Origin of the sequence: Hydrogenophaga sp., assembly GCF_050182545.1 — a bacterium.
Taxonomy (GTDB): Bacteria; Pseudomonadota; Gammaproteobacteria; order Burkholderiales; family Burkholderiaceae_C; genus Hydrogenophaga.
In genome coordinates this window covers 82,829-109,194 of sequence record NZ_JBFXCD010000008.1, presented here as the reverse complement: position 1 = coordinate 109,194, position 26,366 = coordinate 82,829, and the positions used below count along the sequence as shown (strand labels likewise).

General features: G+C 65.4%; 22 protein-coding genes. 20 read left to right on the top strand and 2 right to left on the bottom strand.

Annotated elements, in window-relative coordinates:
- The first annotated feature begins 16 nt into the window (after positions 1 to 16).
- The 6 genes from AB7P10_RS10750 (at position 17) to zapE (ending at position 9,447) form a co-directional block, all read left to right on the top strand.
- Positions 17 to 1,951: a propionate--CoA ligase gene (locus AB7P10_RS10750; RefSeq protein WP_428293926.1), complete on the top strand. Its 1,935-nt coding sequence runs from the start codon at positions 17 to 19 to the stop codon at positions 1,949 to 1,951.
- A gap of 98 nt (positions 1,952 to 2,049) precedes the next feature.
- Complete coding sequence (locus AB7P10_RS10745) at positions 2,050 to 2,424, top strand: ArsR/SmtB family transcription factor (protein ID WP_428293844.1); 375 nt, start codon at positions 2,050 to 2,052, stop codon at positions 2,422 to 2,424.
- A gap of 180 nt (positions 2,425 to 2,604) precedes the next feature.
- Entirely contained in the window at positions 2,605 to 5,496 is a 2,892-nt protein-coding gene (locus tag AB7P10_RS10740; protein ID WP_428293843.1) for a 2-oxoglutarate dehydrogenase E1 component, read from the top strand.
- 89 nt (positions 5,497 to 5,585) lie between these two features.
- The gene (gene odhB, locus AB7P10_RS10735; RefSeq protein WP_428293842.1) at positions 5,586 to 6,845 is read left to right on the top strand and encodes a 2-oxoglutarate dehydrogenase complex dihydrolipoyllysine-residue succinyltransferase; all 1,260 of its coding nucleotides are present in this window, start codon (positions 5,586 to 5,588) and stop codon (positions 6,843 to 6,845) included.
- 63 nt (positions 6,846 to 6,908) lie between these two features.
- Positions 6,909 to 8,336: a dihydrolipoyl dehydrogenase gene (gene lpdA, locus AB7P10_RS10730; RefSeq protein WP_428293841.1), complete on the top strand. Its 1,428-nt coding sequence runs from the start codon at positions 6,909 to 6,911 to the stop codon at positions 8,334 to 8,336.
- 13 nt (positions 8,337 to 8,349) lie between these two features.
- Positions 8,350 to 9,447, top strand: a complete 1,098-nt coding sequence (zapE, locus tag AB7P10_RS10725; RefSeq protein ID WP_428293840.1) for a cell division protein ZapE — start codon at positions 8,350 to 8,352, stop codon at positions 9,445 to 9,447.
- Between the two features lie 8 nt (positions 9,448 to 9,455).
- On the opposite strand, the gene AB7P10_RS10720 is transcribed toward zapE, so the two are convergent.
- Positions 9,456 to 10,214, bottom strand: a complete 759-nt coding sequence (locus AB7P10_RS10720) for a PP2C family protein-serine/threonine phosphatase (protein ID WP_428293839.1) — start codon at positions 10,212 to 10,214, stop codon at positions 9,456 to 9,458.
- A 176-nt stretch (positions 10,215 to 10,390) separates the two neighbouring features.
- Between AB7P10_RS10720 and AB7P10_RS10715 the strand changes: the two genes are divergently transcribed.
- Entirely contained in the window at positions 10,391 to 12,445 is a 2,055-nt protein-coding gene (locus AB7P10_RS10715; protein WP_428293838.1) for an ATP-dependent DNA helicase, read from the top strand.
- Here AB7P10_RS10715 and AB7P10_RS10710 read toward each other — a convergent pair.
- Positions 12,408 to 13,211: an outer membrane protein assembly factor BamD gene (locus tag AB7P10_RS10710; RefSeq protein ID WP_428293837.1), complete on the bottom strand. Its 804-nt coding sequence runs from the start codon at positions 13,209 to 13,211 to the stop codon at positions 12,408 to 12,410. The two genes, AB7P10_RS10715 and AB7P10_RS10710, sit on opposite strands and share 38 nt — an antisense overlap.
- Positions 13,212 to 13,237: 26 nt before the next feature.
- Between AB7P10_RS10710 and AB7P10_RS10705 the strand changes: the two genes are divergently transcribed.
- From AB7P10_RS10705 to hfq, 13 genes are all read left to right on the top strand, one after another.
- Positions 13,238 to 14,302 (top strand): RluA family pseudouridine synthase, encoded by a 1,065-nt coding sequence (locus AB7P10_RS10705; protein WP_428293836.1) that lies wholly within the window; start codon positions 13,238 to 13,240, stop codon positions 14,300 to 14,302.
- 199 nt (positions 14,303 to 14,501) lie between these two features.
- The gene (scpB, locus tag AB7P10_RS10700) at positions 14,502 to 15,266 is read left to right on the top strand and encodes an SMC-Scp complex subunit ScpB (RefSeq protein ID WP_428293835.1); all 765 of its coding nucleotides are present in this window, start codon (positions 14,502 to 14,504) and stop codon (positions 15,264 to 15,266) included.
- The gene (locus AB7P10_RS10695; protein WP_428293834.1) at positions 15,175 to 16,581 is read left to right on the top strand and encodes a pseudouridine synthase; all 1,407 of its coding nucleotides are present in this window, start codon (positions 15,175 to 15,177) and stop codon (positions 16,579 to 16,581) included. The genes scpB and AB7P10_RS10695 overlap by 92 nt, the downstream gene beginning before the upstream one ends.
- A gap of 117 nt (positions 16,582 to 16,698) precedes the next feature.
- The gene (ndk, locus tag AB7P10_RS10690) at positions 16,699 to 17,124 is read left to right on the top strand and encodes a nucleoside-diphosphate kinase (protein ID WP_297657631.1); all 426 of its coding nucleotides are present in this window, start codon (positions 16,699 to 16,701) and stop codon (positions 17,122 to 17,124) included.
- A 7-nt stretch (positions 17,125 to 17,131) separates the two neighbouring features.
- Positions 17,132 to 18,277: a 23S rRNA (adenine(2503)-C(2))-methyltransferase RlmN gene (rlmN, locus tag AB7P10_RS10685; RefSeq protein ID WP_428293833.1), complete on the top strand. Its 1,146-nt coding sequence runs from the start codon at positions 17,132 to 17,134 to the stop codon at positions 18,275 to 18,277.
- Positions 18,274 to 19,110, top strand: coding sequence for a type IV pilus biogenesis/stability protein PilW (pilW, locus tag AB7P10_RS10680; protein ID WP_428293832.1), 837 nt, complete (start codon positions 18,274 to 18,276; stop codon positions 19,108 to 19,110). The genes rlmN and pilW overlap by 4 nt, the downstream gene beginning before the upstream one ends.
- Complete coding sequence (locus tag AB7P10_RS10675; RefSeq protein WP_428293831.1) at positions 19,103 to 20,047, top strand: helix-turn-helix domain-containing protein; 945 nt, start codon at positions 19,103 to 19,105, stop codon at positions 20,045 to 20,047. Before pilW ends, AB7P10_RS10675 begins: the two co-directional genes overlap by 8 nt.
- A gap of 2 nt (positions 20,048 to 20,049) precedes the next feature.
- Complete coding sequence (gene ispG, locus AB7P10_RS10670) at positions 20,050 to 21,339, top strand: flavodoxin-dependent (E)-4-hydroxy-3-methylbut-2-enyl-diphosphate synthase (protein WP_428293830.1); 1,290 nt, start codon at positions 20,050 to 20,052, stop codon at positions 21,337 to 21,339.
- Positions 21,340 to 21,408: 69 nt separating this feature from the next.
- A complete protein-coding gene (hisS, locus tag AB7P10_RS10665) occupies positions 21,409 to 22,713 on the top strand; it encodes a histidine--tRNA ligase (RefSeq protein WP_428293829.1) in 1,305 nt (434 codons plus the stop codon).
- A gap of 92 nt (positions 22,714 to 22,805) precedes the next feature.
- Positions 22,806 to 23,471 carry a YfgM family protein gene (locus tag AB7P10_RS10660; RefSeq protein ID WP_428293828.1) on the top strand — a complete coding sequence of 222 codons (666 nt, stop codon included), beginning with the start codon at positions 22,806 to 22,808 and terminating at the stop codon, positions 23,469 to 23,471.
- Positions 23,472 to 23,476: 5 nt separating this feature from the next.
- A complete protein-coding gene (bamB, locus tag AB7P10_RS10655; protein WP_428293827.1) occupies positions 23,477 to 24,631 on the top strand; it encodes an outer membrane protein assembly factor BamB in 1,155 nt (384 codons plus the stop codon).
- A gap of 50 nt (positions 24,632 to 24,681) precedes the next feature.
- The gene (der, locus tag AB7P10_RS10650; RefSeq protein ID WP_428293826.1) at positions 24,682 to 26,016 is read left to right on the top strand and encodes a ribosome biogenesis GTPase Der; all 1,335 of its coding nucleotides are present in this window, start codon (positions 24,682 to 24,684) and stop codon (positions 26,014 to 26,016) included.
- Between the two features lie 65 nt (positions 26,017 to 26,081).
- Positions 26,082 to 26,351, top strand: coding sequence for an RNA chaperone Hfq (gene hfq, locus AB7P10_RS10645; protein WP_428293825.1), 270 nt, complete (start codon positions 26,082 to 26,084; stop codon positions 26,349 to 26,351).
- Positions 26,352 to 26,366 lie beyond the last annotated feature (15 nt).

Below are 26,366 nucleotides of genomic sequence, written 5' to 3'. Positions count from 1 at the left end.
TGAATTCAGTTTGAGCATTCCCCACACCCACCACCCGCAGGAGACATCCATGAGCACCCCCCAGAGTTACGCCGCGTTCTACCGCCGCTCGGTTGACGACGCCGAAGCGTTCTGGGCCGAACAGGCCGCGCTGGTGGACTGGAAGCGGCCCTTCGACCGGGTGTGCAATCCCGATCGACCGCCCTTCGTGCACTGGTTCGAAGGCGGCCTGACCAACCTGTGTCACAACGCGGTGGACCGCCACCTGAAGGACCGGGCCGACCAGAACGCGCTGATCTTTGTGTCCACCGAGACCGATACCGAGCGCACCTACAGCTTCCGGGAGCTGCACGCTGAGGTGCAGCGCATGGCGGCGGTGCTGCTGGGGCAGGGCGTGAAGAAGGGTGACCGGGTGCTGATCTACATGCCGATGATTCCCGAGGCCACCTTTGCCATGCTGGCCTGCGCACGCATCGGCGCCATTCATTCGGTGGTGTTTGGCGGTTTCGCCAGCCATTCGCTGGCCAACCGCATCGACGACGCCACCCCGGTCGCGATCGTCAGCGCCGACGCGGGTTCGCGCGGCGGCAAGGTGGTCGAGTACAAGCCGCTGCTGGACGAGGCGATCCGCCTTTCCAGCCACAAGCCGGCTTCGGTGGTCCTGGTCAATCGGGGTCTTGCCCCCATGAGTCTCGTGCCGGGGCGCGACCACGACTACGCCGCGCTGCGTGAGCGCCATCTGGACGCGCAGGTGTCCTGCGAGTGGCTGGATTCGACGGCCATCAGCTACACCATCTACACCAGCGGCACCACCGGCAGACCGAAAGGTGTTCAGCGTGACACCGGTGGATATCTCGTGGCGCTGGCCGCGAGCATGAAGCACATCTTCATGGGCGAGCCAGGAGAGACCTATTTCTCCACCAGCGACATCGGCTGGGTGGTGGGCCACAGCTACATCGTCTATGGACCGCTGATCGCCGGCATGGCCACCATCCTGTACGAAGGCCTGCCGATCCGGCCTGATGGTGGCATCTGGTGGCGCCTGGTCGAGAAGTACAAGGTCACGGTGATGTTCAGTGCGCCTACCGCGGTGCGCGTGCTCAAGAAGCAGGACCCGGCCTACCTCAAGCAGTACGACCTCTCCAGCCTCAAGGCGCTGTTCCTTGCAGGCGAGCCGCTGGACGAACCCACGGCGCGCTGGATCAGCGACGGCCTGGGGGTGCCCATCATTGACAACTACTGGCAGACCGAGAGCGGCTGGCCGATCCTGACCATCGCCAATGGCGTCGAGAAGAAGGCCAGCAAGTTTGGCAGCCCCGGTGTGCCCATGTACGGCTACCGCGTGAAGTTGCTGCACGAGTCGACTGGGGAGGAACTGACCGGCGCCAATGAAAAAGGTGTGGTGGTGATCGAGGGGCCGACGCCGCCCGGTTTCATGCAGACGGTTTGGAAGGACGATGCCCGATTCGTCAACACCTACTGGAAAAGCATCCCCGGCAAGCTGGTCTACAGCACCTTCGACTGGGGCATTCGCGACGACGAAGGCTACTTCTACATCCTGGGGCGCACCGACGACGTGATCAACGTCGCGGGTCACCGCCTGGGCACGCGCGAGATCGAGGAGAGCATCTCCAGCCACCCCAACGTGGCTGAAGTGGCTGTCGTGGGTGTGGCCGATGCGCTCAAGGGACAGGTGGCCATGGCCTTCGTGGTCGCAAAGGACACGTCGGCGCTGGGCGACGGCACGGCGAAGCTCAAGCTCGAGGGCGAGATCATGAAGCAGGTGGATGCGCAGCTGGGCGCCGTGGCGCGACCGTCGCGCGTGCATTTCGTGGCCCTGCTGCCCAAGACGCGCAGCGGCAAGCTGCTGCGCCGCGCCATCCAGGCCGTGTGCGAGGGCCGCGATCCGGGAGACCTCACGACCATGGACGACCCCGCGGCGCTGCAACAGATCAAGGACCTGCTGGGCTGAGTGCCGCAGGGGGCGGTCTGCTGGTGAAACCGCACGGCCGACACCGGGCGGGTGCGAGCGTATGATCCATGCTTATATTCACACGAGCGAAGACTGCCATGGAACAGATGATCGGGTCCCAAGGTCAGGTGGAGAAGGTCCGCGTGTTCGAACTGGCGGCCGAACTCTTCGGTGTGCTCGCGACCCCCATGCGGCTGCGCATCCTCAGCGCGCTGTGTGACAAGGAAAAGTCCGTTTCGCAGCTGTTGCAGGAAATCGACACGACCCAGCCGAACCTGTCCCAGCACCTGAACCTGCTCTATCGCGCGGGCGTGCTGGCCAAGCGCAAGGAAGGCACGCAGGTCATCTACCGCGTGCAGAGCGAGAAGGCTGTCATGCTGTGCCGCACGGTGTGCACCCAGATCGCCATCGAAATGGACGAGCCGAGCGCCGTGCCCACGTCCCAGCGCCTGTCACCGCGCGTGGTTTCATGATCTGAACCGGTTTCGCCCGACATTCTTTTGCCCAAGGTCATCGCTCAGGTGGCACAATCGCGGGCTGCAGTCAGGTCCTTCCACAGTCACTGTCGCATCCGCCTAACGGTTCAGCCGTGCCGCGGAAGGTTGTCTTAACCAGCTTATGTTTCCTGAAGGGAAACGGAGGTCAGCGGATTTATGAGCGATTCCCAATCGAACGGGGGCAACGTCTATGTTGCCTACAAGGGCAACTCCTACCTCTTCGGCGGCAATGCGCCGTATGTGGAAGAGATGTACGAGAACTACCTGGACAATCCAGGCAGCGTTCCCGACAACTGGCGCGGCTACTTCGACGCGCTGCAGCACGTTCCGGCCGGTGATGGCACCGACGCCCGCGACGTTCCCCACCAGCCCGTCATCAACGCCTTTGCCGAGCGCGCCAAGCAGGGCGGCACCAAGGTCGTCATTGCAGCCGGCGCCGACTCCGACCTGGGCCGCAAGCGCGTGGCCGTGCAGCAGCTCATTGCGGCCTATCGCAACGTGGGCGCCCGCTGGGCCGACCTGGATCCGCTCAAGCGCGCCGAGCGCGACCATATTCCCGAGCTCGAACTGTCCTTCTACGGCTTTGCCGACGCGGACCTCGAGACCATTTTCAACACCAGCAACACCTTCTTCGGCAAGGAGACCATGTCCTTGCGCGAGTTGCTCAATGCCCTGCGCGAGACCTACTGCGGCTCCATCGGTGCCGAGTACATGTACATCACCGACCAGAGCCAGAAGCGCTGGTGGCAGGAGCGCCTGGAGGGTAGCCGTGCCAAGCCGGTGTTCAACGCCGAGAAAAAGAAGCACATTCTCGACCGCCTGACGGCGGCGGAGGGGCTGGAGCGCTTCCTTCACACCAAGTACGTCGGGCAAAAGCGCTTCTCGCTCGAAGGTGGCGAGAGCTTCATCGCCTCGATGGACGAACTGATCCGCCAGGCCGGCCAGGTCGGCATCCAGGAGATCGTCATCGGCATGGCCCATCGCGGCCGCCTCAACGTGCTGGTCAACACACTGGGCAAGATGCCCAAGGACCTTTTTGCCGAGTTCGATCACACGGCGCCCGAAGACCTGCCCGCCGGTGACGTCAAGTACCACCAGGGCTTCAGCTCCGATGTGACCACCCCCGGTGGCCCGGTGCACCTCTCGCTGGCCTTCAACCCGTCTCACCTGGAAATCGTCAACCCTGTGGTCGAAGGTTCGGTGCGCGCCCGCATGGACCGCCGTGGCGACCCGCTGGGCAAGCAGGTGCTGCCCGTGCTGGTGCACGGTGATGCCGCCTTTGCCGGCCAGGGCGTGGTGATGGAGACCCTGGCGCTGGCCGAGACGCGTGGCTATTCCACGGGCGGCACGGTGCACCTGGTGATCAACAACCAGATCGGCTTCACCACCTCGGACCCGCGCGACAGCCGCTCCACGCTGTATTGCTCCGACGTCGTCAAGATGATCGAGTCGCCCGTGCTGCACGTGAACGGCGACGACCCCGAGGCGGTGGTGTTCGCGACCCAGCTGGCACTGGAGTTCCGCATGGCGTTCCAGAAGGATGTGGTGGTGGACATCGTGTGTTTCCGCAAGCTCGGCCATAACGAGCAGGACACGCCCAGTCTCACCCAGCCGCTGATGTACAAGAAGATCGCGGCCCATCCCGGCACGCGCAAGCTCTACGCCGACAAACTGGCTGCGCAGGGCCTGGGCGAAACCCTGGGTGACGACATGGTCAAGGCCTACCGCGCGGCGCTCGACGAAGGGCGCCACACCGTGGATCCGGTGCTGACCAACTTCAAGAGCAAGTTCGCGGTCGACTGGAGCCCGTTCCTCGGCAAGAAGTGGACCGACAGTGCCGATTCGGCCATTCCCCTGGCCGAGTGGAAGCGCCTGTCGGAGCGGCTGACCACCATCCCCGAGAGCGTGACGCCGCACCAACTGGTGAAGAAGGTCTACGCCGACCGCGCGGCCATGGGCCGTGGCGACATCCCGGTGGACTGGGGCATGGGTGAGCACATGGCGTTTGCCTCGCTGGTGGCCAGCGGCTTCCCGGTGCGCCTCTCGGGCGAAGACTGTGGCCGCGGCACCTTCACGCACCGCCATGCCGTGATCCACGACCAGAATCGCGAGAAGTACGACGAAGGCTTCTATGTGCCGCTGCAGAACGTGGCCGACAACCAGGCGCCGTTCGTGGTGATCGACTCCATCCTCTCTGAAGAGGCGGTGCTGGGCTTCGAGTACGGCTATGCCTCGAACGACCCGAACACGCTGGTGATCTGGGAGGCCCAGTTCGGCGATTTCGTCAACGGTGCGCAGGTGGTGCTCGACCAGTTCATTGCTTCGGGCGAGGTCAAGTGGGGTCGTGTCAACGGCATCACCCTGATGCTGCCGCACGGCTATGAAGGCCAGGGTCCCGAGCACAGCTCGGCCCGCCTGGAGCGATTCATGCAGATGGCGGCCGACACCAACATGCAGATCGTGCAGCCCACCACGGCCAGCCAGATCTTCCACGTGTTGCGCCGCCAGATGATCCGCGGGCTGCGCAAACCGCTGATCATCTTCACGCCCAAGTCGCTGCTGCGCAACAAGGACGCGACTTCGCCACTGTCCGAGTTCACCAAGGGTGGCTTCCAGACGGTGATCCCGGAGCAGAGCGCCGACGTGGCGAAGAAGGCCGAAAAGGTCAAGCGCATCATCTGCTGCTCGGGCAAGGTGTACTACGACCTCGTCAAGAAGCGCGAAGAGCGTGGCTCGGACGATGTGGCGATCCTGCGGGTGGAGCAGCTCTACCCGTTCCCGCACAAGGTGTTCGGCGCCGAGATCCGCAAGTACCCCAACGCGACCGACATCGTGTGGTGCCAGGACGAGCCGCAGAACCAGGGCGCCTGGTTCTTCGTGCAGCACTACATTCACGAGAACATGCTGGATGGTCAGAAGCTAGGCTACGCGGGCCGTACCGCCTCGGCGTCGCCCGCGGTCGGTTATGCCCACCTGCACCAGGAACAGCAGAAGACCCTTATCGAGGCCGCCTTCGGCAAGCTCAAGGGCTACATCCTCACCAAGTAATCCGTTGTGCGTTGTGTGCCCGGCTTCGAGCGTATTGCGCGCCGACGACCACCTAACGCCCAACCCTGATCGCTCAACCGGAAATTGTTATGGCAATCGTAGAAGTCAAAGTTCCCCAACTGTCCGAATCGGTGGCCGAGGCCACGCTGTTGAACTGGAAGAAGAAGGCCGGCGAGGCTGTCGCGGCAGACGAGATCCTCATTGAAATCGAAACCGACAAGGTGGTGCTCGAAGTGCCGGCACCGGCCTCGGGTGTGCTGGTCGAGCTGGTGCAGGCCGACGGGGCCACGGTCGCGGCCGAGCAATTGATCGCGCGGATCGATACCGCTGCCGTGGCGGGGGTTGCCGCACCTGCCGCAGCGGCCCCATCTCCGGCCTCCGCGCCAGCCGCGCCCGCTGCGGCCGCCTCGTCTTCGGCTGCGTCCAAGGCGGGCGTGGCCATGCCGGCCGCCGCCAAGTTGATGGCCGACAACAACCTGGCCGCAGGCTCGGTGGCCGGCACGGGCAAGGACGGCCGCGTGACCAAGGGCGACGTGCTCTCGGCCGTTGCCGCACCCAAGGCCGCCGTGGCCGCGCCCGTGGCTATCCCGACGGGCGCACCCACCAAGGTGCTGCCGCAGGTGCCCGTGGTGGCGCCCGACCTGGGCGACCGCCCCGAGGAGCGCGTGGCCATGACCCGCTTGCGGGCGCGCGTTGCCGAGCGTCTGCTGCAATCGCAATCCACCAATGCCATCCTGACCACGTTCAACGAAGTGAACATGGCGCCTGTGATGGAGATGCGCAAGAAGTTCCAGGAGAAGTTCGAAAAGGAACACGGCGTGAAGCTGGGCTTCATGAGCTTCTTCGTGAAGGCCGCGGTGCACGCGCTCAAGAAATACCCGATCATCAACGCGTCGGTGGACGGCAACGACATCGTCTACCACGGCTATTTCGACATCGGCATCGCGGTGGGCTCGCCGCGCGGTCTGGTGGTGCCCATTCTGCGCAACGCCGACCAGATGAGCTTTGCCGACATCGAGAAGAAGATCGCTGAATTCGGCCAGAAGGCCCGCGATGGCAAGCTGGGGCTGGATGACCTCACCGGCGGCACGTTCTCCATCTCCAACGGTGGGACCTTCGGCTCCATGCTGTCCACGCCCATCATCAACCCGCCGCAGTCGGCCATCCTGGGCGTGCACGCGACCAAGGACCGCCCGGTGGTGGAGAACGGCCAGATCGTGATTCGTCCGATCAACTATCTCGCCATGTCCTACGACCACCGCATCATCGACGGCCGCGAGGCTGTGCTGGGGCTGGTGGCGATGAAGGAAGCGCTGGAAGACCCGGCCCGCATTCTGTTCGACATCTGATCGAGCCTCTCCCTTGTCAACGCCCCACACAGGGGCGTTGACCCTTTGAACTCAGGAAACAACATGTCCCAAGCATTTGACGTCGTCGTGATCGGCGGCGGTCCCGGTGGCTACATTGCCGCCATCCGCGCGGCCCAGCTCGGTTTCAAGGTCGCCTGCATCGACGAATGGAAGAACGCCTCGGGTGGCCCGGCGCCGGGTGGCACCTGCACCAACGTCGGCTGCATTCCCAGCAAGGCGTTGCTGCAGTCGTCCGAGCACTTCGAGCATGCGAACAAGCACTTCGCCGACCACGGCATCAGCGCGACCAATGTGAAGATCGACATTGCCAAGATGATCGGCCGCAAGGACGCGGTGGTGAAGCAGAACAACGACGGCATCCTTTACCTGTTCAAGAAGAACAAGGTCACCTTCTTCCATGGCCGCGGCTCGTTCGTGAAGGCCGTCGAAGCCGGCTACGAGGTCCAGGTCTCGGGTGCGAAGGAAGAGCTCATTACCGGCCAGCAGGTCATCCTGGCCACGGGTTCCAACGCGCGTGCGTTGGCCGGCGTGGCATTCGATGAAGAGACGGTGCTGTCCAACGACGGCGCACTGCGCATCGGCACTGTGCCGAAGAAGCTGGTGCTCATTGGCTCCGGCGTGATCGGTCTGGAAATGGGCTCGGTCTGGCGCCGTCTCGGTGCCGAGGTGACGGTGCTGGAAGCCTTGCCCACCTTCCTGGGGGCGGTGGACGAGCAGATCGCCAAGGAAGCCAGGAAGGCCTTCGACAAACAGGGTCTGAAGATCGAACTGGGCGTGAAGGTCGGCGAGGTCAAGACCTCGAAGAAGGGTGTGAGCGTCGCCTACACCAACGCCAAGGGCGAAGCGCAGTCGCTGGACGCCGACAAGCTCATCGTCTCTATCGGCCGGGTGCCCAACACCACCGGTCTCAACGCCGAGGCCGTGGGCCTGCAGCTCGACGAGCGCGGTGCCATCGTGGTCGATGCCGAGTGCCGCACCAACCTCAGGGGTGTGTGGGCCGTGGGCGACGTGGTGCGCGGCCCCATGCTGGCCCACAAGGCGGAGGAAGAGGGGGTGGCGGTGGCAGAGCGCATTGCCGGCCAGCATGGCCACGTCAACTTCAACACCATTCCCTGGGTGATCTATACCAGCCCTGAGATCGCCTGGGTGGGTGAGACCGAGCAGCAGCTCAAGGCGCGCGGCGCGGCGTACAAGGCCGGCACCTTCCCGTTCCTGGCCAACGGTCGTGCGCGCGCGCTTGGAGACACCACTGGCATGGTGAAGTTCCTCGCCGACGCCGCCACCGACGAGATCCTGGGCGTCCACATCGTGGGCCCGATGGCCTCCGAGCTGATCTCCGAAGCGGTGGTGGCGATGGAGTTCAAGGCGAGCGCGGAAGACATCGCACGCATCTGCCATGCCCATCCCTCGTTGTCGGAGGCGACGAAGGAAGCCGCCCTGGCCGTGGACAAGCGCACGCTGAACTTCTGACGCGGCGCCGGTCTTGAGCGTTCGCAGCAACTACGAAGCCGCGCTCAGGGAGCGCGGCTACACGTCGGATCCGGCGCAGGAGCGCGCCGTCGATGCGCTGGAACGATGCGCGTCCGAATGGGCGGTGTACAAGCAGAAGCGCTCCAATTCACTGAAGAAGCTGTTCGTCAATCCGGACATTCCGCGTGGTGTGTACATGCACGGCGGCGTGGGTCGCGGCAAGAGCTTTCTGATGGAGTGCTTTTTCAATGCGGTGCCGCTGCGCCGCAAGACGCGACTGCATTTTCACGAATTCATGCGCGAAGTGCACCGCGAGCTGCGTGATCTGCAAGGCACCGTCAATCCGCTGGATGAACTCGGTGCGCGCATTGCCCGACGCTACAAGCTGATCTGCTTCGACGAATTCCACGTGGCCGACGTGACGGACGCGATGATTCTGCACCGTCTGCTGGACGCCTTGTTCAAGGCGGGCGTGGGCTTTGTCACTACGTCAAATTTCCATCCGGACCAGCTTTATCCCGATGGGCTGCATCGGGATCGCATCCTGCCCGCCATCGAACTGCTCAAGCAGCGGCTGGAGGTGCTCAGCGTGGACAACGGAACCGACTACCGTCAGCGCACCCTCAACCACATCCAGCTCTACCACTGTCCGTTGGGAGCGAAGACCGACGAAGCGATGGCGGCCACGTTCAGCGAACTGGCCGAGGTGGGGGATCAGGATGCCGTGATGCACATCGAGGCGCGCAACATCCAGGCGCTGCGCCGCGCTGGCGGCGTTATCTGGTTTGACTTTCGCACGCTGTGCGGGGGGCCGCGCTCGCAGAACGACTACCTGGAGATCGCGACGCAGTTCCACACCCTGATGCTCTCTGACGTGCCGCAGATGTCGGTGCGCCAGGCGTCGGAAGCACGCCGCTTCACCTGGCTGATCGATGTGCTGTACGACCGTCGCGTCAAGCTGGTGATGTCGGCCGCGGTGCCGCCGGAGGAACTCTACGTCGAAGGACCGATGTCGCATGAATTCCCGCGCACGGTGTCCCGCCTGACCGAAATGCAGTCACAGGAGTTTCTGTCGCTGGAGCACCGGCTGGTGGATACCGGGTTGACTTGAGACCCGCGTCAGCCCAGCGGATCGAGCTTGACGATCGTCAGCGACAGGTTGTCGCCCATACCTTTGGCGCGTGAGCGCGCCTTCTGGATCAGGAACTCGCACGCCTCGCGCGGCGAGAGCATGGCGATGGTGCTGGAGAGCTCCTCCGGGGTGAAGTAGTGCCAGATGCCGTCGCTGCAGGCCATGATGGCATCGCCCGCGTGCAACTGTGGCACCACGTGGATGTCCACGGGGGGATCGTTCTCCGTGCCCAGGCAGCCCATGAGGATGTTCGCGTGCGGGTGGTCGAGGGCTTCCTCTTCGCTGATTTCGCCCTGGTTGACCAGCGTCTGCACGTACGAGTGGTCCATGGTGCGAAAGACCATCCTGCCGTTGCGGAAGTGGTAGATGCGGGAATCGCCCGCGTGCACCCAGTGGCTGTCGCCGCCGGGGTTGATGAGAAAGGCGGCGATGGTGCTGTGGGGCTCCTGTTCGGCCGACACCGCAGTGAGCTTGATCACCAGATGCGACTCTTCGACGATCTGGCGCAGCAGCGAGGCAGCATCGTCGGTGTCGGGATCGTAGCGCTCGAACAACTGGCGCGCCGTGAGCATGACCTGATCGGACGCCTTGCGCCCGCCGCTGCGCCCACCCATGCCGTCGGCCAGCACCGCCAGCATGCAACTGTTCTGACGCGGATGGTGTAGCAGGCAGACCTGGTCTTGCTGGTAGTCGCGGTCGCCCCGGTGGATGCCGGTGGACGCCTGAATGCGGTAGCCTTTGGACATGGGTTTGATGTGCGCGTTCGATGCTGGCGGGGAAGTGCCTGCAATGGTATCCATTTATCTGCGGTGCACGCCCACGTCGAGCGCAAAACCGTGAACCCGTGCGTGTGGCGCCACAACACGCGCGTCGAGAGGGTCGAAGCGATCTTGGGCCGCACCACATTCCGTCGGGAGACTGTTTGAGCGATCTCGAAAGCAAGGTGCGAGCAGCGCTGGCCTCTGGTGGGCCACTGGCACGCTCGTGCGGCGCCGGACTTCTGCGCGAGCGGCCAGGGCAACAGGAGATGGCGACGGCGGTGGCGCGGGCCATCGAAGCGGGTGAAGGCCTGGCGGTCGAAGCCGGTACCGGTGTGGGAAAGACTTTTGCCTACCTAGTGCCCTTGTTGCTCAGTGGCAGACGCGGCGTGCTGTCGATGTCCACCCAGGCGTTGCAGGAGCAGCTGTTCATTCGCGACATCCCTGTCGTGGCTCATGCCTTGGGCCTGCCGGTGCGCGTGGCCTTGCTCAAGGGGCGATCCAACTATGTGTGCCTGCACCGTGTCGAGCAGGCGCTTCAGGGGCGTGCGCCCTCCTGGCTGCGCGACCCGGTCATTGCCGTGGCACTGGGGCAGGTGATGCACTGGGCGGAAAGGTCGCGTACCGGCGATCTGATGGAGTTGTCGACGCTGGACGAAGGCTCGCCGCTGCGCCCCCTGATCACTTCCACGCGGCAGAACTGCCTGGGCGCAGCCTGTCCGCGCCACGCCGAATGCCATGTCAACCGGGCTCGCCGCGAGGCGCTCTCGGCGGACTGGGTGGTGATCAACCACCATCTTTTCTTCTCCGATCAGTTGCTGCAGGAATCGGATGTTCCCGCAGTGTTGCCCAGGGCCGAGGTGTTGGTGTTTGACGAGGCGCACCAACTGAACGACACCGGTATCGCGTTTCTGGGCCGCGTGATCGGAGACGCACAGCTGCTCGACCTGGCGCGCGACCTGGCTCGACTCGGACCGCTGTGGGCTCGGGGACAACAACCCTGGGCGCATCTGTCACTGGCCCTGGAACAGGCGACGCGGCTTGTCGGCTCCCTGAGCCGCCGCGACGAGTTGGCCGGGGCGCGCCGCCGGTGGTCCGGCGCTGCGCCGCATGGGGTGGACATGGCGTCCTGGTTGCGGGTTGTGGCGGCGCTCGATCAGGCGCTGTCTCAGGTGCAGGCGGCCTTGTCGGTCACGGCCGAGGCTTCGGTCGATCTGCGCAATCTGGCGGCCCTCGCGCATGAGCTGCACGGGTCGTGGCGGGGCATTGCGTACGCTGTCGCATTGGAACCGCCGTCCGGCCATGTGCGTTGGGCTGAGTGGGGCCCTCGTGGGCAATGGCGTCTGGTCAGCGCACCACCCGACAGTTCGGCCGCATTCCGTGTCTGGCTGGGCGAAGCCGAGTCCCGTCCGCGCAGCTGGATTTTCTCGTCCGCCACACTGGGCGGCGACGATGCGCTGAGCTGGTTCACTCGTGGCCTTGGCATCGATGATTCGCCGCGACTGCGCACCTTGCGCGTGCCGAGCCCGTTTGACCATGCGAGACAGGCGGCGCTGTACGTGCCGGGCCATTTGCCCGAGACAGGTGATGAAGCGCACGCCGTCGCCCTGGCCGATGCGGTGGCACGCTGGGCGTCGCGCCTGGGTGGCCGAACTCTGCTGATGACCACGACGCTGCGGGCCCGTGCGCGAATTGCCGAGCACCTGCGCGGCTTGGTGAAGCGCGGTCATTGCGCGCCGTTGCAGGTGCTGGAACAGGGGCGTGCGTCCAGGCGCGCGCTGTTGGCGCAGTTTCGTGACGCGAGGTCGGGCGCCGCCGTTCTCGTCGCGTCAGGCACGTTCTGGGAGGGACTTGACCTCGCGGGCGATGCACTGCAACTGCTGGTGATCGACAAGCTGCCGTTCGCGCCGCCCGACGATCCTCTGATGCGGGCGCGCGGCGAGCGCGCCGAGGCGCAGGGCCTGCGCGCTTTCAACGACGTGTGGCTGCCGGAAGCCGCGATGGCGTTGAAGCAAGGTGCGGGGCGGTTGATTCGCTCGGAGAATGACCGCGGTGTGCTGGTGATTGGAGACCGGCGCCTGCTGACCCGTTCCTATGGCAACCGCTTGCTGGCGGCCTTGCCGGCCATGCGTCGGCTACAGGACGAGGCGGAAATGGAAGCCGCGCTTGACGAACTGGTGGCTACCAGATCTTCCACCACGGATCATCCGCCGACTTGAACCCCTTGCTCAGGTACTCGCTCTGCGGATAGTTGGCACGCATCACGCGCAGCGTGTCGTCGCGCAGCTGAGTCATGCCCAGCGCGTCGTAGGAACGGAGCATGATGTAGAGCGCCTCTTCGAGGGCAGGAGCGTCGGTGTAGTCGGAGAGGGCGGTCTGCGCGCGGTTGATGGCAGCGAGATAGGCGCCGCGGCTGTGGTAGTAGCGCGCCACGTGCACCTCGTACTGCGCCAGCGAATTGACGATGTAGGTCATGCGGCTGCGAGCGTCCGGGCTGTAGCGCGAATCGGGGAAGCGCGTGACAAGTTCGCGGAAGGCCTCAAACGATTCCTTCGCGGCCTTCTGGTCTCGCTCCGACAGGTCCTGGCGGGCCAGGGAGCCGAAAAGTCCGAGTCGGTCGTTGAAGTTCACCAGCCCCTTGAGGTACAGCGCATAGTCCATGGCCGGGCTGGCGGGGTGCAGCTTCTGGAAACGGTCGATGGCCGCCAGGGCCTGGGCGGGCTCATCCGCCTTGTAGTGGGTGTAGGCCTTGTCGAGCTGGGCCTGTTGCGCCAGCGGCGTGCCAGCGGCGCGGCCCTCGAGTTTTTCCAGCAGCGTGACCGCCTTCTCGTAGTTGCCGGCGGCACGCTCGTCGGTGGCTTCGCTGTAGAGTCGGTTCGGGCTCCAGCCCGCTGTTTCGTCCAGTGGCTTGGTGCTGCACGCACCCAGCGCGAGCATGGACGCCAGCACGCACCAAGGCGCAACCGATAATCTGAACGTCAACATCGCGGGCGCACCTTTACAACGGATCAATGGGATTGGCTTCTCAAATTATATCGACGGGGGTCGCCACGCCCGCTGGCGCGCCGGGTGGCGAAGCCGATGGCGTCGCGCTGGGCGACGATATTGCGCAGGACGTCGAAACGCGCGCGTGCGAGGTGCCCGCGGCCATGCACGGCTGGCGCATCGACCGGGCGCTGGCCCGGCTGATTCCGGAGTTTTCGCGTTCGTACCTGCAGCAGCTCATGGCCGACGGCGCGGTCGCGTTGCGTGGCATCGTGCAGACCAAACCCGCGGCCCGCGTCGCTGCAGGAGAGCACCTTCTGGTGGAGCTGCGGCCGACGCAGCAGGCGCAAGCCTTCGTGCCGCAGGCGATGGCGTTGGACATCGTGTTCGAGGACGCCGATCTGCTGGTGGTTCACAAACCGGCCGGCCTGGTGGTGCATCCGGCCGCCGGCCATTGGACTGGCACCCTGCTCAACGGATTGCTGGCCCACCACGTGGGCGCCGCCGGTTTGCCGCGTGCCGGCATCGTGCACCGCCTGGACAAGGACACATCGGGGTTGATGCTGGTGGCCAAGTCGCGTGCGGCGGTGGACGCACTCGTGCGGGCCATCGCTGCGCGCGAAGTCAACCGCCAATACATCGCGCTGGCTCATGGGTCCTGGAGAGGATGCATGGAGCAGGGCGTGGACCAGCCCATCGGACGCGATGTGCACAACCGCCTGCGCATGGCCGTCGTACGTGCCGGCGAGGGCGGCGCGGGCAAGCCTGCCCAGACCGCCGTGCGGCTGCTCGAAAACTCGGAGCAGGCCTGTCTGGTCACCTGCAAGCTGCACACGGGGCGCACGCATCAGATTCGCGTGCACATGGCCTGGCTCGGCCACCCGCTGGTGGGCGACACCCTGTACGGTGGCCGGGTGATGTGGGGCATGAACCGTCAGGCGTTGCACGCGGCCCGCCTGAAGCTCAACCACCCCATCACTGGCGAGGCGCTGTGGTTTCGTTCCTCCCCACCGCAGGACATGCTCGACAGCATCGCGGCATGCGGGCTCCGCTACAATCAGGCGCGTGTGGACAGCGGGTTTCTCGATTGAATGCCCCCGCTACCGACCGCCCCCCGGCTGGGTCGGGGTCCTGACCTCACCGCCCCCTGTTATTGCACCACCTGGCAACAGGTTTTTGCCCGGCGTTCCGAGCCGACGGTCTGCGCCGCCCTCGCCGGCCCGTGTCCAACGGGCCCATGCCCACCCCCTGCACCGCCCGGCCCTGACCGGCCTTTGACAGACTGACACCATGAACACCACGGATGCCAAGCGCGTCCTCGAGACGGCGCTGATCTGCGCGCCCCAGCCACTGTCCGTGAGGGAGCTGGGTGCGTTGTTCGATGCCGAGATCTCGGCGGACACGCTCAAGACGTTGCTGGCCGATCTGCAGATGGAGTGGACCGGGCGCGGTGTGGAGCTGGTCCAGGTGGCCAGCGGCTGGCGCTTCCAGAGCCGGCCTGAGCTGCGTCCCTATCTGGACCGCCTGCATCCCGAGAAGCCGCCCCGTTACAGTCGCGCGACCATGGAAACGCTGGCCATCATTGCCTACCGTCAGCCGGTGACGCGCGGTGACATGGAAGACATCCGGGGCGTGACCATCAACTCGCTGATCATCAAGCAGCTCGAGGACCGGGGCTGGATCGAGGTGATTGGCCACCGCGAGACCGTGGGCCGCCCCGCGCTGTTCGCCACCACGCGCCAGTTTCTCGACGACCTGGGTCTGTCCTCGCTTGATCAGCTGCCACCGCTTGAAGGCAGCGAAATTCAGGAGTCCGCGCTGGACCGGCTGGATTTTGAATCCCTCTCGTCTGGCGTGTTGTCCGATGAAGCCGATCTGCCGGACGCCACCGGTCAGGCGACGTTCTCAGAGTCAGACGCAACCCGCGCCGAGGCGCCGACCCGCATCGAAGGGGATCGGGCCGATGTCTCACTCAGCGAGTCGGACTCACAGCGCTCGGCCCGCTCCACCCAGGAAGACCATGAACCCGGCGCACGACCCTCCATTGATGCCTGAATCCAGCCCTGGCGCCGAACCACGTCGGCCCGAGGGCGAGTCCGCGCCCGCAGGGGAGACGGCGTCCCCGCAAGGGGCGCCAGCCACCCGGCCCGAATCCGTTGCCGATGCGCTGGGCTTCGAGGACGTGGTCAGTGGCGCCTTTGACGCGGTGCAGGAACAGGATCTGCCGCTGCCCGCCAAGCGCGTGCTGGCGCCGCAGGCCGAATCGCCCAAGCTGCACAAGGTGCTGGCGCAGGCTGGCATGGGCTCGCGGCTGGAGATGGAGCAACTGATCCTGGAAGGCCGGATTTCGGTGAACGGCGAGCCGGCGCACATTGGCCAGCGCATCCAGTTTGGCGACGTGATCAAGGTCAATGGAAAACCGGTGCGTGTGCGTATGACGCCGCCGCCGCCGCGCGTGCTGGCTTACCACAAGCCGGCGGGCGAGGTGGTTTCACACGACGATCCTCAGAACCGCCCCACGGTGTTTCGCCGTCTGCCCAAACTGATGCAGGGCAAGTGGCAGTCGGTGGGTCGGCTCGACCTGAATACCGAAGGCCTGCTGCTGCTGACCAATTCGGGCGAGCTGGCCAACCGGCTGATGCATCCCCGCTTTGGCCTGCAGCGAGAATATGCCGTGCGAGTGCTCGGCGCGTTGTCGAATGAGGAAAAGCAACGCCTGCTCGACGGTGTGCGGCTTGAAGACGGGCAGGCGCAGTTCGCCTCCATCGAAGACGGCGGCGGCGAAGGTGCCAATTGCTGGTACCGCGTGACGATTGGCGAGGGCCGTAACCGCGAGGTGCGCCGCATGTTCGAGGCCGTGGGCCATGCGGTCAGCCGGCTGATCCGCATTCGCTACGGCGCGGTGATGCTGCCGCGCGGGCTCAAGCGCGGCGTCTGGCTCGAACTCGACGAACGCGACATTGGCCGACTCACTGCAGCCGCTGGTCTGTCCAGTGGCGATGAGGACGGGCGCGGTGCGCCACGTCCCGGAGGGCGGCATCCCGCGCAGCGTGGCAAACAGGGGGGCAAGGGCGGTCGTGGCCAGGTCAGGCCACCGGGCAGCCGTGCCGACGGTGCTGGCGATCGGGGCGGCAGCAGCGGCTACGGCATGGGCGGTGCGCCCGGTGGGGCCAAGACGCGGGGTGGCCGGGGCGGCGCAGGCAAGGGTGGCTCGGGATCGGGTGCACAGCAACCCGATCCGATGAAGACGTCGTTCGGCTACATCGGTCAGGATGCACTTCAACGGCAACGCAAGCGGGATGGTGCTCGAGGAGGGCCGCCTGGCGGCGCGCGCCGACGAGGCGGTGGCGGTCGTTCGGGCGGGCGCTGATTGATGCCGGTTGCTCTGTGGCGGCTACACCGCGCGGACACCCGGGCAATGTAGAATCATGGGCTTTGTGAGGCCATGCGGGCCTCGCCAGATTGACCCAAAAACTTCAGGAATTCCATGGCCATCGAACGCACCCTCTCGATCATCAAGCCCGACGCCGTTGCCAAGAACGTCATTGGCCAGATTTACGCCCGCTTTGAAGCCGCTGGCCTGAAGGTCGTTGCGGCCCGCATGGCACACCTGTCCCAGGGTGAAGCAGAGGCCTTCTACGCCGTGCACAAGGCGCGCCCCTTCTTCGGGGACCTTGTCAAATTCATGATCTCCGGTCCGGTGATGATCCAGGTGCTGGAAGGCGAAGGCGCCATTGCCAAGAACCGCGACCTGATGGGTGCGACCGACCCGAAGAAGGCGGCTGCCGGCACCATCCGCGCCGACTTCGCCGACAGCATCGACGCCAATGCCGTGCACGGCTCCGACGCGCCCGAGACCGCTGCCGCCGAAGTGGCCTTCTTCTTCGCCGGTCTCAACGTCTACTCGCGTTGATCATGGTATGACGGCCAATCTGCTCGACTTCGATCTCGAGGGTTTGGCCGCCTTTTGCGAACAGCTGGGCGAAAAGCGTTTCCGCGCGGTCCAGCTGTTTCGCTGGATTCACCAGAAGGGAGCGTCTGACTTCGCGCAGATGACCGACCTGGCGCGCAGCCTGCGCGACAAGCTCCCTGCCGTCTGTACCATTGCCGACCTTCCGGTGCTCTCGCGCCAGGACTCGGCCGACGGCACCATCAAGTGGCTGTTTGACGTGGGCGACGGCAATGCGGTGGAAACCGTGTTCATCCCCGAAGTAGATCGCGGCACGCTCTGCATCTCGTCCCAGGCCGGTTGCGCGGTGGGCTGCCGTTTCTGCTCCACCGGCCACCAGGGCTTTTCGCGCAACCTGACCACCGGCGAAATACTGGCGCAACTCTGGCATGCCGAGCATTTCCTGCGCCGCCACCTCCAGCGCGGGGAACGCGTGATCACCAACGTGGTCATGATGGGCATGGGTGAACCCTTGCAGAACTACAACGCGCTGGTGCCGGCGTTGCGCGTCATGCTTGACGACCACGGCTACGGTCTTTCGCGCCGCCGCGTCACGGTGTCCACCTCGGGCGTGGTGCCGATGATCGACCGGCTCGCGCAGGACTGTCCGGTGGCGCTGGCGGTGTCGCTGCACGCCCCCGTCGATGCGCTGCGCGACGACCTCGTGCCTCTGAACCGGAAGTACCCGATCGCCGAATTGCTGGACGCCTGTCTGCGCTACCTGCCGGCGGCACCACGCGATTTCATCACCTTCGAGTACTGCATGCTCGACGGCGTGAACGACCAGCCAGAGCACGCGCGCCAGCTGCTCGACCTGCTCCGATTGCATGGCGTGCGCGGTGTGCCGTGCAAGATCAACCTGATACCTTTCAACCCTTTCCCCGACTCGGGGCTGACCTGTTCGTCGCGTGCCTCGGTGCAGCGCTTTGCACAGGTGCTGACCGAGGGCGGCCTGGTGACCACGGTGCGCAAGACGCGTGGTGATGACATCGATGCTGCCTGCGGCCAGCTGGCCGGCGATGTGCTGGACCGCACGAGCGCGTCGCAACGGCTGGCGCGGCGGCGCCAGGCCAGCGAGCACACCATCCGTATTGTTCAAAAGGAAAGGCAGGCATGACAGACGCAAACCGAACAGGGATCCGGGCTCATCTGGCAGGGCTTGCCCTCGTGTTGCTGGCCATGCTGGCGGGCTGCGCGCAGCCCGCCTCTGCCCCGGCAACCACGGCAGCGGCCGTGGCCACCGGTCGGGAACCGATCACTGCGTCCGACGAGCCAGAGATCCGCAAGCGAGCGCGCATCCGCATCGAATTGGCGTCGGGCTATTTCGAGCAGGGCCAGACCACCGTGGCGCTGGACGAGATCAAGCTGGCCCTGAGTGCGGACCCAACCTATGCGCCCGCGTACACGCTGCGCGGCCTGGTGTATGCGCGGCTCAACGAAATACCTCTGGCCGAAGACAGTTTCAAGCGTGCGCAGCAGCTCAGTCCACGCGATCCGGATGTGCTGCATCACTACGGTTTGTTTGCCTGTCAGCTCGGCCGCTATCCGCAGGCGATCGAACTGTTCCAGCAGGCACTGGCCAGTCCGGTCTACGGCGGGCAGGCCAAGACCCTGATGGCCAAGGGCATCTGCGAGGTGCGTGCGGCGCAGTTTCCCGAGGCCGAGGGCAGCCTGGCGCGCTCTTACGAACTGGACCCTGGCAACCCCATCACCGCCTACAACCTGGCCGCCTTGCAGTACCGGCGCGGCGAGTATGCCCGGGCGCAGTTCGTTATCCGGCGACTGAACAACACCGATCTGGCGAACGCTGAAACCCTGTGGCTGGGCATCAAGGTCGAACAGCGTCTGGGCAACACCGAAGCGATGGGGCAGCTCGCGCAACAGCTGCAGCGACGCTACCCCGAATCGCGCGAATGGGCGTCGTATCAACGGAGAGCATTTGATGAGTGAGGCGTTTGCCGGTGACGAAGCCCGCGCGACGGGCGGGGGCGCTTCGCGCCCGATCCTGCTGCGCGCTGCGCGCGAGGCTGCGGGGTTGCACATAGCCGCTCTGGCTGCAGCGCTCAAGGTGCCCGTGCGCAAGCTCGAGGCACTGGAGGCTGGCAACTACGGTGAATTGCCCGACATGACGTTTGCGCGCGCGCTGGCCTCCAGTGCATGCCGACAGCTCAAGGTCGACCCCGCTCCCATCCTCGAGCAGATTCCACAGGGCGTGGTGCCTGACCTAGGCGCCTCGCGCCAAGGCATCAACGCGCCTTTTCAGTCGGCGCAGGACCCCGCACCCATCAACCCGCTGAGCTGGCTCTCGCGGCCCGCGCTGCTGGCGGCCATCGTGTTGTTGCTGGGCGCGCTGGTGATCGTGTTTCTGCCACGCATGGAAGAAGCCGCGCAGGCAGAGGCCGGCGGCACAAGCGTGATCGTCACACCGGTGGAACCCGTGGAGCCCGCCGAACCCGTGCCTGCGCAAGAGCCTCCGCTGCCGGCAGTGCAGATACTGGAAGGACAGACCCCCACCGCCGGGGCCGGCGGCGGGGTGGTGACCGAAGCGCCCGTCGTCGCCGACACGGCACCCGCGTCACCCCTTGCGGCCACGCCGGCGAGTCCGGAGACGGCGCCACCCGCGTTGCCCGCACCTGCCGCGCCAGCCACCAACAGCCTGCTGAGCATTGCCGCCACGGGAGAAACCTGGATCGAAGTGGTCAATGGCGCGGGCAACGTCGTCATGCAGCGCGTGCTGCAGGCGGGCGATACGGTCGACTTCTCGAGTTCGCCGCCGTACTCGGTGGTGCTGGGTCGGGCCGAGGTGGCGCAGGTCACGGTGCGGGGCAAGCCGTTCGACGTGACGCCCCACATCCGGAACAATGTCGCGAGGTTCGGGGTGAAATGACCATGCACGCGAATGCCCAGGCCATCCCCACCGCCGTCTCGTGCGAGCCGATACCCTTGTCGCGGCCGCTGGCGCGCCGCACGCGCCAGGGTGTGGTGGCCTGGGGCGGACACCGCGTGACGGTGGGTGGCGACGCGCCGGTGCGTGTGCAGTCCATGACCAACACCGACACCGCGGATGCTGTGGGTACTGCGATCCAGGTCAAGGAACTTGCGCTGGCGGGCTCCGAACTGGTGCGCATTACCGTCAACAACGATGAAGCGGCGCGGGCCGTGCCTTATATCCGCGAGCAGCTTGACCGCATGGGCGTGCAGGTGCCGTTGATTGGCGACTTCCATTACAACGGCCATCGCCTGCTCAACGACCACCCAGCCTGCGCCGAAGCGCTTTCCAAATATCGCATCAACCCAGGCAACGTGGGTCGTGGCGACAAGGGCGACCGCCAGTTCGCGCAGATGGTGGAGATTGCGGCGCGCCACGACAAGGCGATCCGCATCGGGGTCAACTGGGGCAGTCTGGACCAGGACCTGCTTGCCCGCCTGATGGACCAGAACGCCGCTCGCAGCGAGCCCTGGGAAGCGAAACAGGTGATGTATGAGGCGTTGATCACATCGGCGCTGGAGTCCGCCCGCAAGGCCGAGGAGATCGGTCTCAGTGGCAACAACATCATGCTTTCGTGCAAGGTCAGCAGCGTGCAGGATCTGATCGCCGTCTACCAGGCACTGGCGCAGCGCTGCGACTACGCGCTGCACCTGGGTCTCACGGAAGCCGGCATGGGCACCAAGGGCGCGGTGGCGTCGGCGGTGGCGCTGTCGGTGTTGCTGCAGCAGGGCATTGGCGACACCATCCGCGTCTCGCTCACGCCGCAGCCCGGCGAGGCGCGCACGCAGGAGGTGGTGATCGCCTCCGAGATCCTGCAGGCGCTGGGCATGCGCGCCTTCGTCCCTTCGGTCACGGCCTGCCCGGGCTGTGGTCGCACCACCAGCACCACCTTCCAGGAACTGGCCAAGCAGATTGACGACTACCTGCGCAGTTCCATGCCAGCCTGGCGCGCACGCTACCCTGGGGTGGAAAACCTCAAGGTTGCGGTGATGGGCTGCATCGTCAATGGCCCGGGTGAAAGCAAGCATGCCGACATCGGCATCAGCCTGCCGGGCACAGGCGAAGCACCGGCCGCCCCGATCTTCATTGATGGGCAGAAGGCCATGACGCTGCGCGGCCCCGCCATCGCGCAGGAATTCCAGCAGGTCGTCGAAAACTACATTGACAAGAAGTTCGGCGTTGGGGGTTGAGCATTGAGCCTGGATCAGGCCAGGCTTCTCACTTTCGCCGCAACGCCCGATGCACAACGCACAACCACCATGGCAGACAAACTGAACGCCGTCAAAGGCATGAACGACATTGCCCCCCCGGCGTCCGCGCACTGGGAGTGGCTCGAGGACAGGCTGCGCGCCCTGATGTGCCGCTACGGCTACCGCAACCTGCGAACCCCCATCGTTGAGCCCACGGCGTTGTTTGTGCGCGGCCTGGGCGAGGTGACCGACATCGTCGAGAAGGAGATGTACTCCTTCGAAGACCGGCTCAATGGCGAGCAGCTCACGCTGCGGCCAGAAAACACGGCGGGCGTGGTGCGCGCCGTGCTCGAGCACTCGCTGCTGTACGACGGGCCCAAGCGCCTCTACTACATGGGTCCGATGTTCCGCCACGAGCGACCGCAGCGAGGCCGCTATCGCCAGTTCCACCAGTTCGGTGCCGAGGCTCTGGGTTTTGCCGGGCCCGATGTCGATGCCGAGCTCATCGTGCTCGCCTGCGACTTGTGGTCGGAACTTGGGCTCACCGGCATCGAACTTGAGATCAACAGTCTGGGCCAGCCGCCTGAGCGTCTGGCGCACCGGCAGGCGCTGATCGCCTATCTGGAGGCCCACGCCGACCAGCTCGACGACGAAGCGAAACGGCGCCTGCACAGCAATCCGTTGCGCATTCTGGACACCAAGAACCCCACCATGCAGGCGCTGGTCAATGCCGCGCCGCGCCTGATGGACCACCTGGGCACCGAATCGCTGGACCATTTCAACCGCCTGCGCGGCCTGCTCGACGCGCACGGCATTGCCTACCGCATCAATCCGCGTCTGGTGCGTGGCATGGATTACTACAACCTCTCGGTGTTTGAATTTGTCACCACGCAGCTCGGTTCGCAGGGCACGGTATGCGCCGGCGGTCGCTACGACGGCCTGTTCGAACAGATCGGCGGCAAGGCCGCGCCCGCGGTGGGCTGGGCGCTCGGCATGGAGCGCATCCTGGAGTTGTTGAAGGAGCAGGGCCGACTGCCTGCCCAACCGGCACCCGACGTTTATGTCGTGGTACCCGATGCCGCGCACGTGCCCCGCGTCATGCCCGTGTTGCGCACCTTGCGGCAAGAGGGCGTGAACGTGCAGATGCATGCCGCGGGCGCCGACGGCATGGGCAGCATGAAGTCGCAGTTCAAGAAGGCGGATGCGAGCGGCGCGCGCTTCGCGCTGATTTTTGGCGAGCAGGAAGTCCGGCAGGACGCCGTGGCGCTCAAGGCATTGCGCGGACCACGCACCGAAGAGTCTGCCGAGACCGTCCAGAAGTTGTTGCCACTGGCCGGCGTTGCCGAATGGGCCGCGCGCCTGCGCGCGAGCTGAGCGACCTCGCATCCTGGCGCGTTGGCCCCTGGGCCGCCCGCCTACAATCTCCCGATGCGCACGCCGCGCACGCTCTCCGTTGATTACCTACCATGGCCAAACACCTCGACCTTGAAGAGCAGGAACAGCTCGACCAGATCAAACACTTCTGGGCGCAGTACGGCAACCTCATCAGCTGGGTGCTCATCGTCGTGTTCGGCTCGTTCGCTGCCTGGAACGGCTGGAACTACTGGCAACGTTCGCAGGGCATCAAGGCGGCGGCGCTGTACGACGAGGTGGACCGCGCGGCTCTGGCGCGCGATGCCCAGCGCATGGAGCGCGCATTGGCCGACATGCAGGCCAACTTCAGCGGAACCACTTTCGCCAGCCAGGCCGCGCTGCTGGCCGGCAAGACACTGTTCGACGCAGGCGAAATTGACAAGGCGCGCGCCGCACTGACGTGGGCGGTGGAGGAGTCGGATGACGCCTCCTACCAGGCCGTTGCACGTTTGCGTCTGGCCGCACTCGACCTGGAGGCGGGCGCCTACGACCAGGCCCTCAAGACGCTGGAAGCCCCGATGCCCAAGTCCTTCGAGCCCCTGGTGGCTGATCGCCGTGGCGATGTGCTTCTGGCGCAGGGCAAGACTGACGAGGCCAGGGCCGAGTACCAGAACGCGTGGCTCGCCTTGGGTGAGCGCACGGAATACCGCCGTCTCGTCGAAGTGAAACTGGCCTCGCTGGGCGTGGACGTCTCCAGCCTGGCACCCACCGCGCGTTGAAATTCATGCTCCTCCGTACTCCCCACCGTTACCTGACCCACTGGCGCTTCGCGCTTCCCATGCTTGGGCTGCTGGCCGTCGGCTTTCTGACCGCCTGCTCGTCGGGCGCCAAGAAGCCCCAACCGGCCGAACTGCCGCCCGTGACCGCACTCATGGGTACGCGGCTCGCCTGGTCGGCGCAGGTGGGCGAGGGAGGTGCATCACTGGCGCCCGCGGTGGTGGCTGGGCGTGTTTTCGTGGCAGGCAAGGCGGGCACCGTGGCAGCACTTGATGCAATCACCGGCAAGGACGTGTGGCGCGTCAGTCTGGATTCCCCCATCGCGGCTGGCGTGGGCTCCGATGGTGAGACGGCGGCGGTGATATCCGCCAACAACCAGTTGATCGCGATGGCCAACGGCCGCGAGCTTTGGCGTGTGCGCCTGCCCGCGCGCTCTTTCACTGCGCCGCTCGTGGCTGGTCAGCGGGTGTTCGTACTGACCGCGGACCGCACGGTCACGGCCTTCGATGGCAAGAATGGCGCCAAGCTCTGGACCCAGAACCGCCCGGCCGAGCCGCTGGTGCTGAGCCAGACCGGTGCACTTCTGGCCGTGGGCGACACGCTGGTGGCAGGCCTGGCGGGGCGGCTCGCGGGTCTCAACCCCGACAACGGCGCTGTGCGCTGGGAAGCCCCGGTAGCGACATCGCGTGGAACCAATGAGGTCGAGCGACTGGTGGACATCGTTGGTCCGGTCAGTCGCATTGGCGGCAGCGTGTGCGTGCGGGCCTACTCGGCGGCCGTCGGTTGCGTGGACGCCAGCCGCGGCACCGTGGTCTGGACCCGCGCGGCCCAGGGCACCACCGGCGTTCACGGCGACGACCGGCTGGTCTTCGGCAGCGAAGTTGATGGTCGCTTTCAGGCTTGGCAGCGCGCCACAGGTGAGCCCGCGTGGAGCATCGACCGGCTGAAGCACCGTGGCCTGAGCGCGCCGCTGGCCCTGGGCCGCGTGGTGGCGGTGGGCGATGCCAGTGGACTGGTTCACCTCGTGTCGCGTGACGATGGCAGCGAAATGACCCGCCTCACCACCGATGGGTCGGCCATCGAAGCCGCACCCGTGCTCGCGGGCGACGCACTGGTGGTGCAGACGCGCAGCGGTGGCGTATTCGCCTGGCGCCCCCAGTAATGGCTGCCGCGAACAACGCGTTCGTGACCACCTGAACGAAAGCAGTCCCCGTGAAACCCGTCATCGCCCTGGTGGGCCGGCCCAATGTGGGCAAGTCCACCCTGTTCAACCGCCTGACGAGTTCACGCGATGCCATCGTGGCCGACTTTGCCGGCCTCACGCGTGATCGCCACTATGGGAACGGCCGCCAGGGCCGTCGCGAGTACATCGTGATCGACACCGGTGGCTTCGAGCCGGATGCCGGGGAGGGCATCTACAAGGAAATGGCCAAGCAGACACGGCAGGCCGTGGCTGAGTCGGATGTCGTGGTTTTCGTCGTCGATGCCCGCGCCGGCATCAGTGCCCAGGACCACGAAATCGCTGGCTACCTGCGTCGCCTGGGCAAGCCGACCGTGCTCGTGGCCAACAAGGCGGAGGGAATGACCCAGGGCCTGCAGCTGGTGGAGTTCTTTGAGCTTGGACTGGGTGAGGTGTTGCCGGTGTCCGGTGCACACGGACAGGGTGTTCGCACATTGCTCGATACGGCGCTCGAACGCATTCCCGGCCTGCCGCCCGAGGATGAGGAAGAGGTCGAGGCCGAGACCGGCGTGATCCGCCTGGCCGTGGCTGGGCGGCCCAACGTCGGCAAATCGACGCTGATCAACGCCTGGTTGGGAGAGGAGCGCCTGGTGGCGTTCGATCTGCCTGGCACCACGCGCGACGCGATTGCCGTGCCGTTCGAGCGCGCGGGCCAGAAGTTCGAGCTGATCGACACCGCCGGTATTCGCAAGAAGGGGCGCGTATTCGAGGCGATCGAGAAGTTCTCGGTGGTCAAGACCCTGCAGGCGATAGCGAACGCACACGTGGTCCTGTTGCTGCTGGATGCCACGCAGGGCGTCACCGATCAGGATGCGCACATCGCCGGTTACATCCTGGAGAGCGGTCGCGCCGTGGTGCTGGCCATCAACAAGTGGGACGCGGTCGACGCCTACCAGCGCCAGCAGATCGAGCGCCAGGTGGAAACCCGTCTGGCGTTTCTGAAGTTTGCCTCGCTGCACTTGATTTCGGCGCAGAAACGCCAGGGCCTGGGACCGGTCTGGAAGTCCATCACCCAGGCACATGCCTCAGCCATGCGCAAGATGTCCACCCCGGTGCTCACCCGCCTGTTGATGGAAGCGGTGGCCTTCCAGGCGCCCACCCGCAGCGGCATGTTCCGGCCCAAGATGCGGTACGCCCACCAGGGAGGCATGAACCCGCCCGTGATCGTCATCCATGGCAATTCGCTGGAAAACGTGCCCGATGCCTACAAGCGCTTTCTCGAAGGGCGCTTTCGCAAGGCGTTCGACCTGGTTGGCACGCCGCTGCGCATTGAATTCAAGACCTCGGCCAATCCCTTCAAGGAATAGGAATTTCGGTCTGTCAGCGGTGCCGCGCCGGTGCTGTGGTATGGTCCATTCCTCATTAACTTACGTTGAACACGGAGCATATCGTGAGCAATAACAAAGGCCAGCTCTTGCAAGACCCTTTCCTGAACCAGCTTCGCCGGGAACATGTCCCTGTGTCGATTTACCTGGTCAACGGCATCAAGCTGCAGGGTCAGATCGAATCTTTCGACCAGTACGTCGTGCTGCTGCGCAACACCGTGACACAAATGGTCTACAAGCACGCGATTTCCACCATCGTGCCGGGCCGCCCGGTGCAGTTCTCGGCCGTCGGCACGGACGAGCCGACCGCCTCCTGAGTCCATTTCTGAACC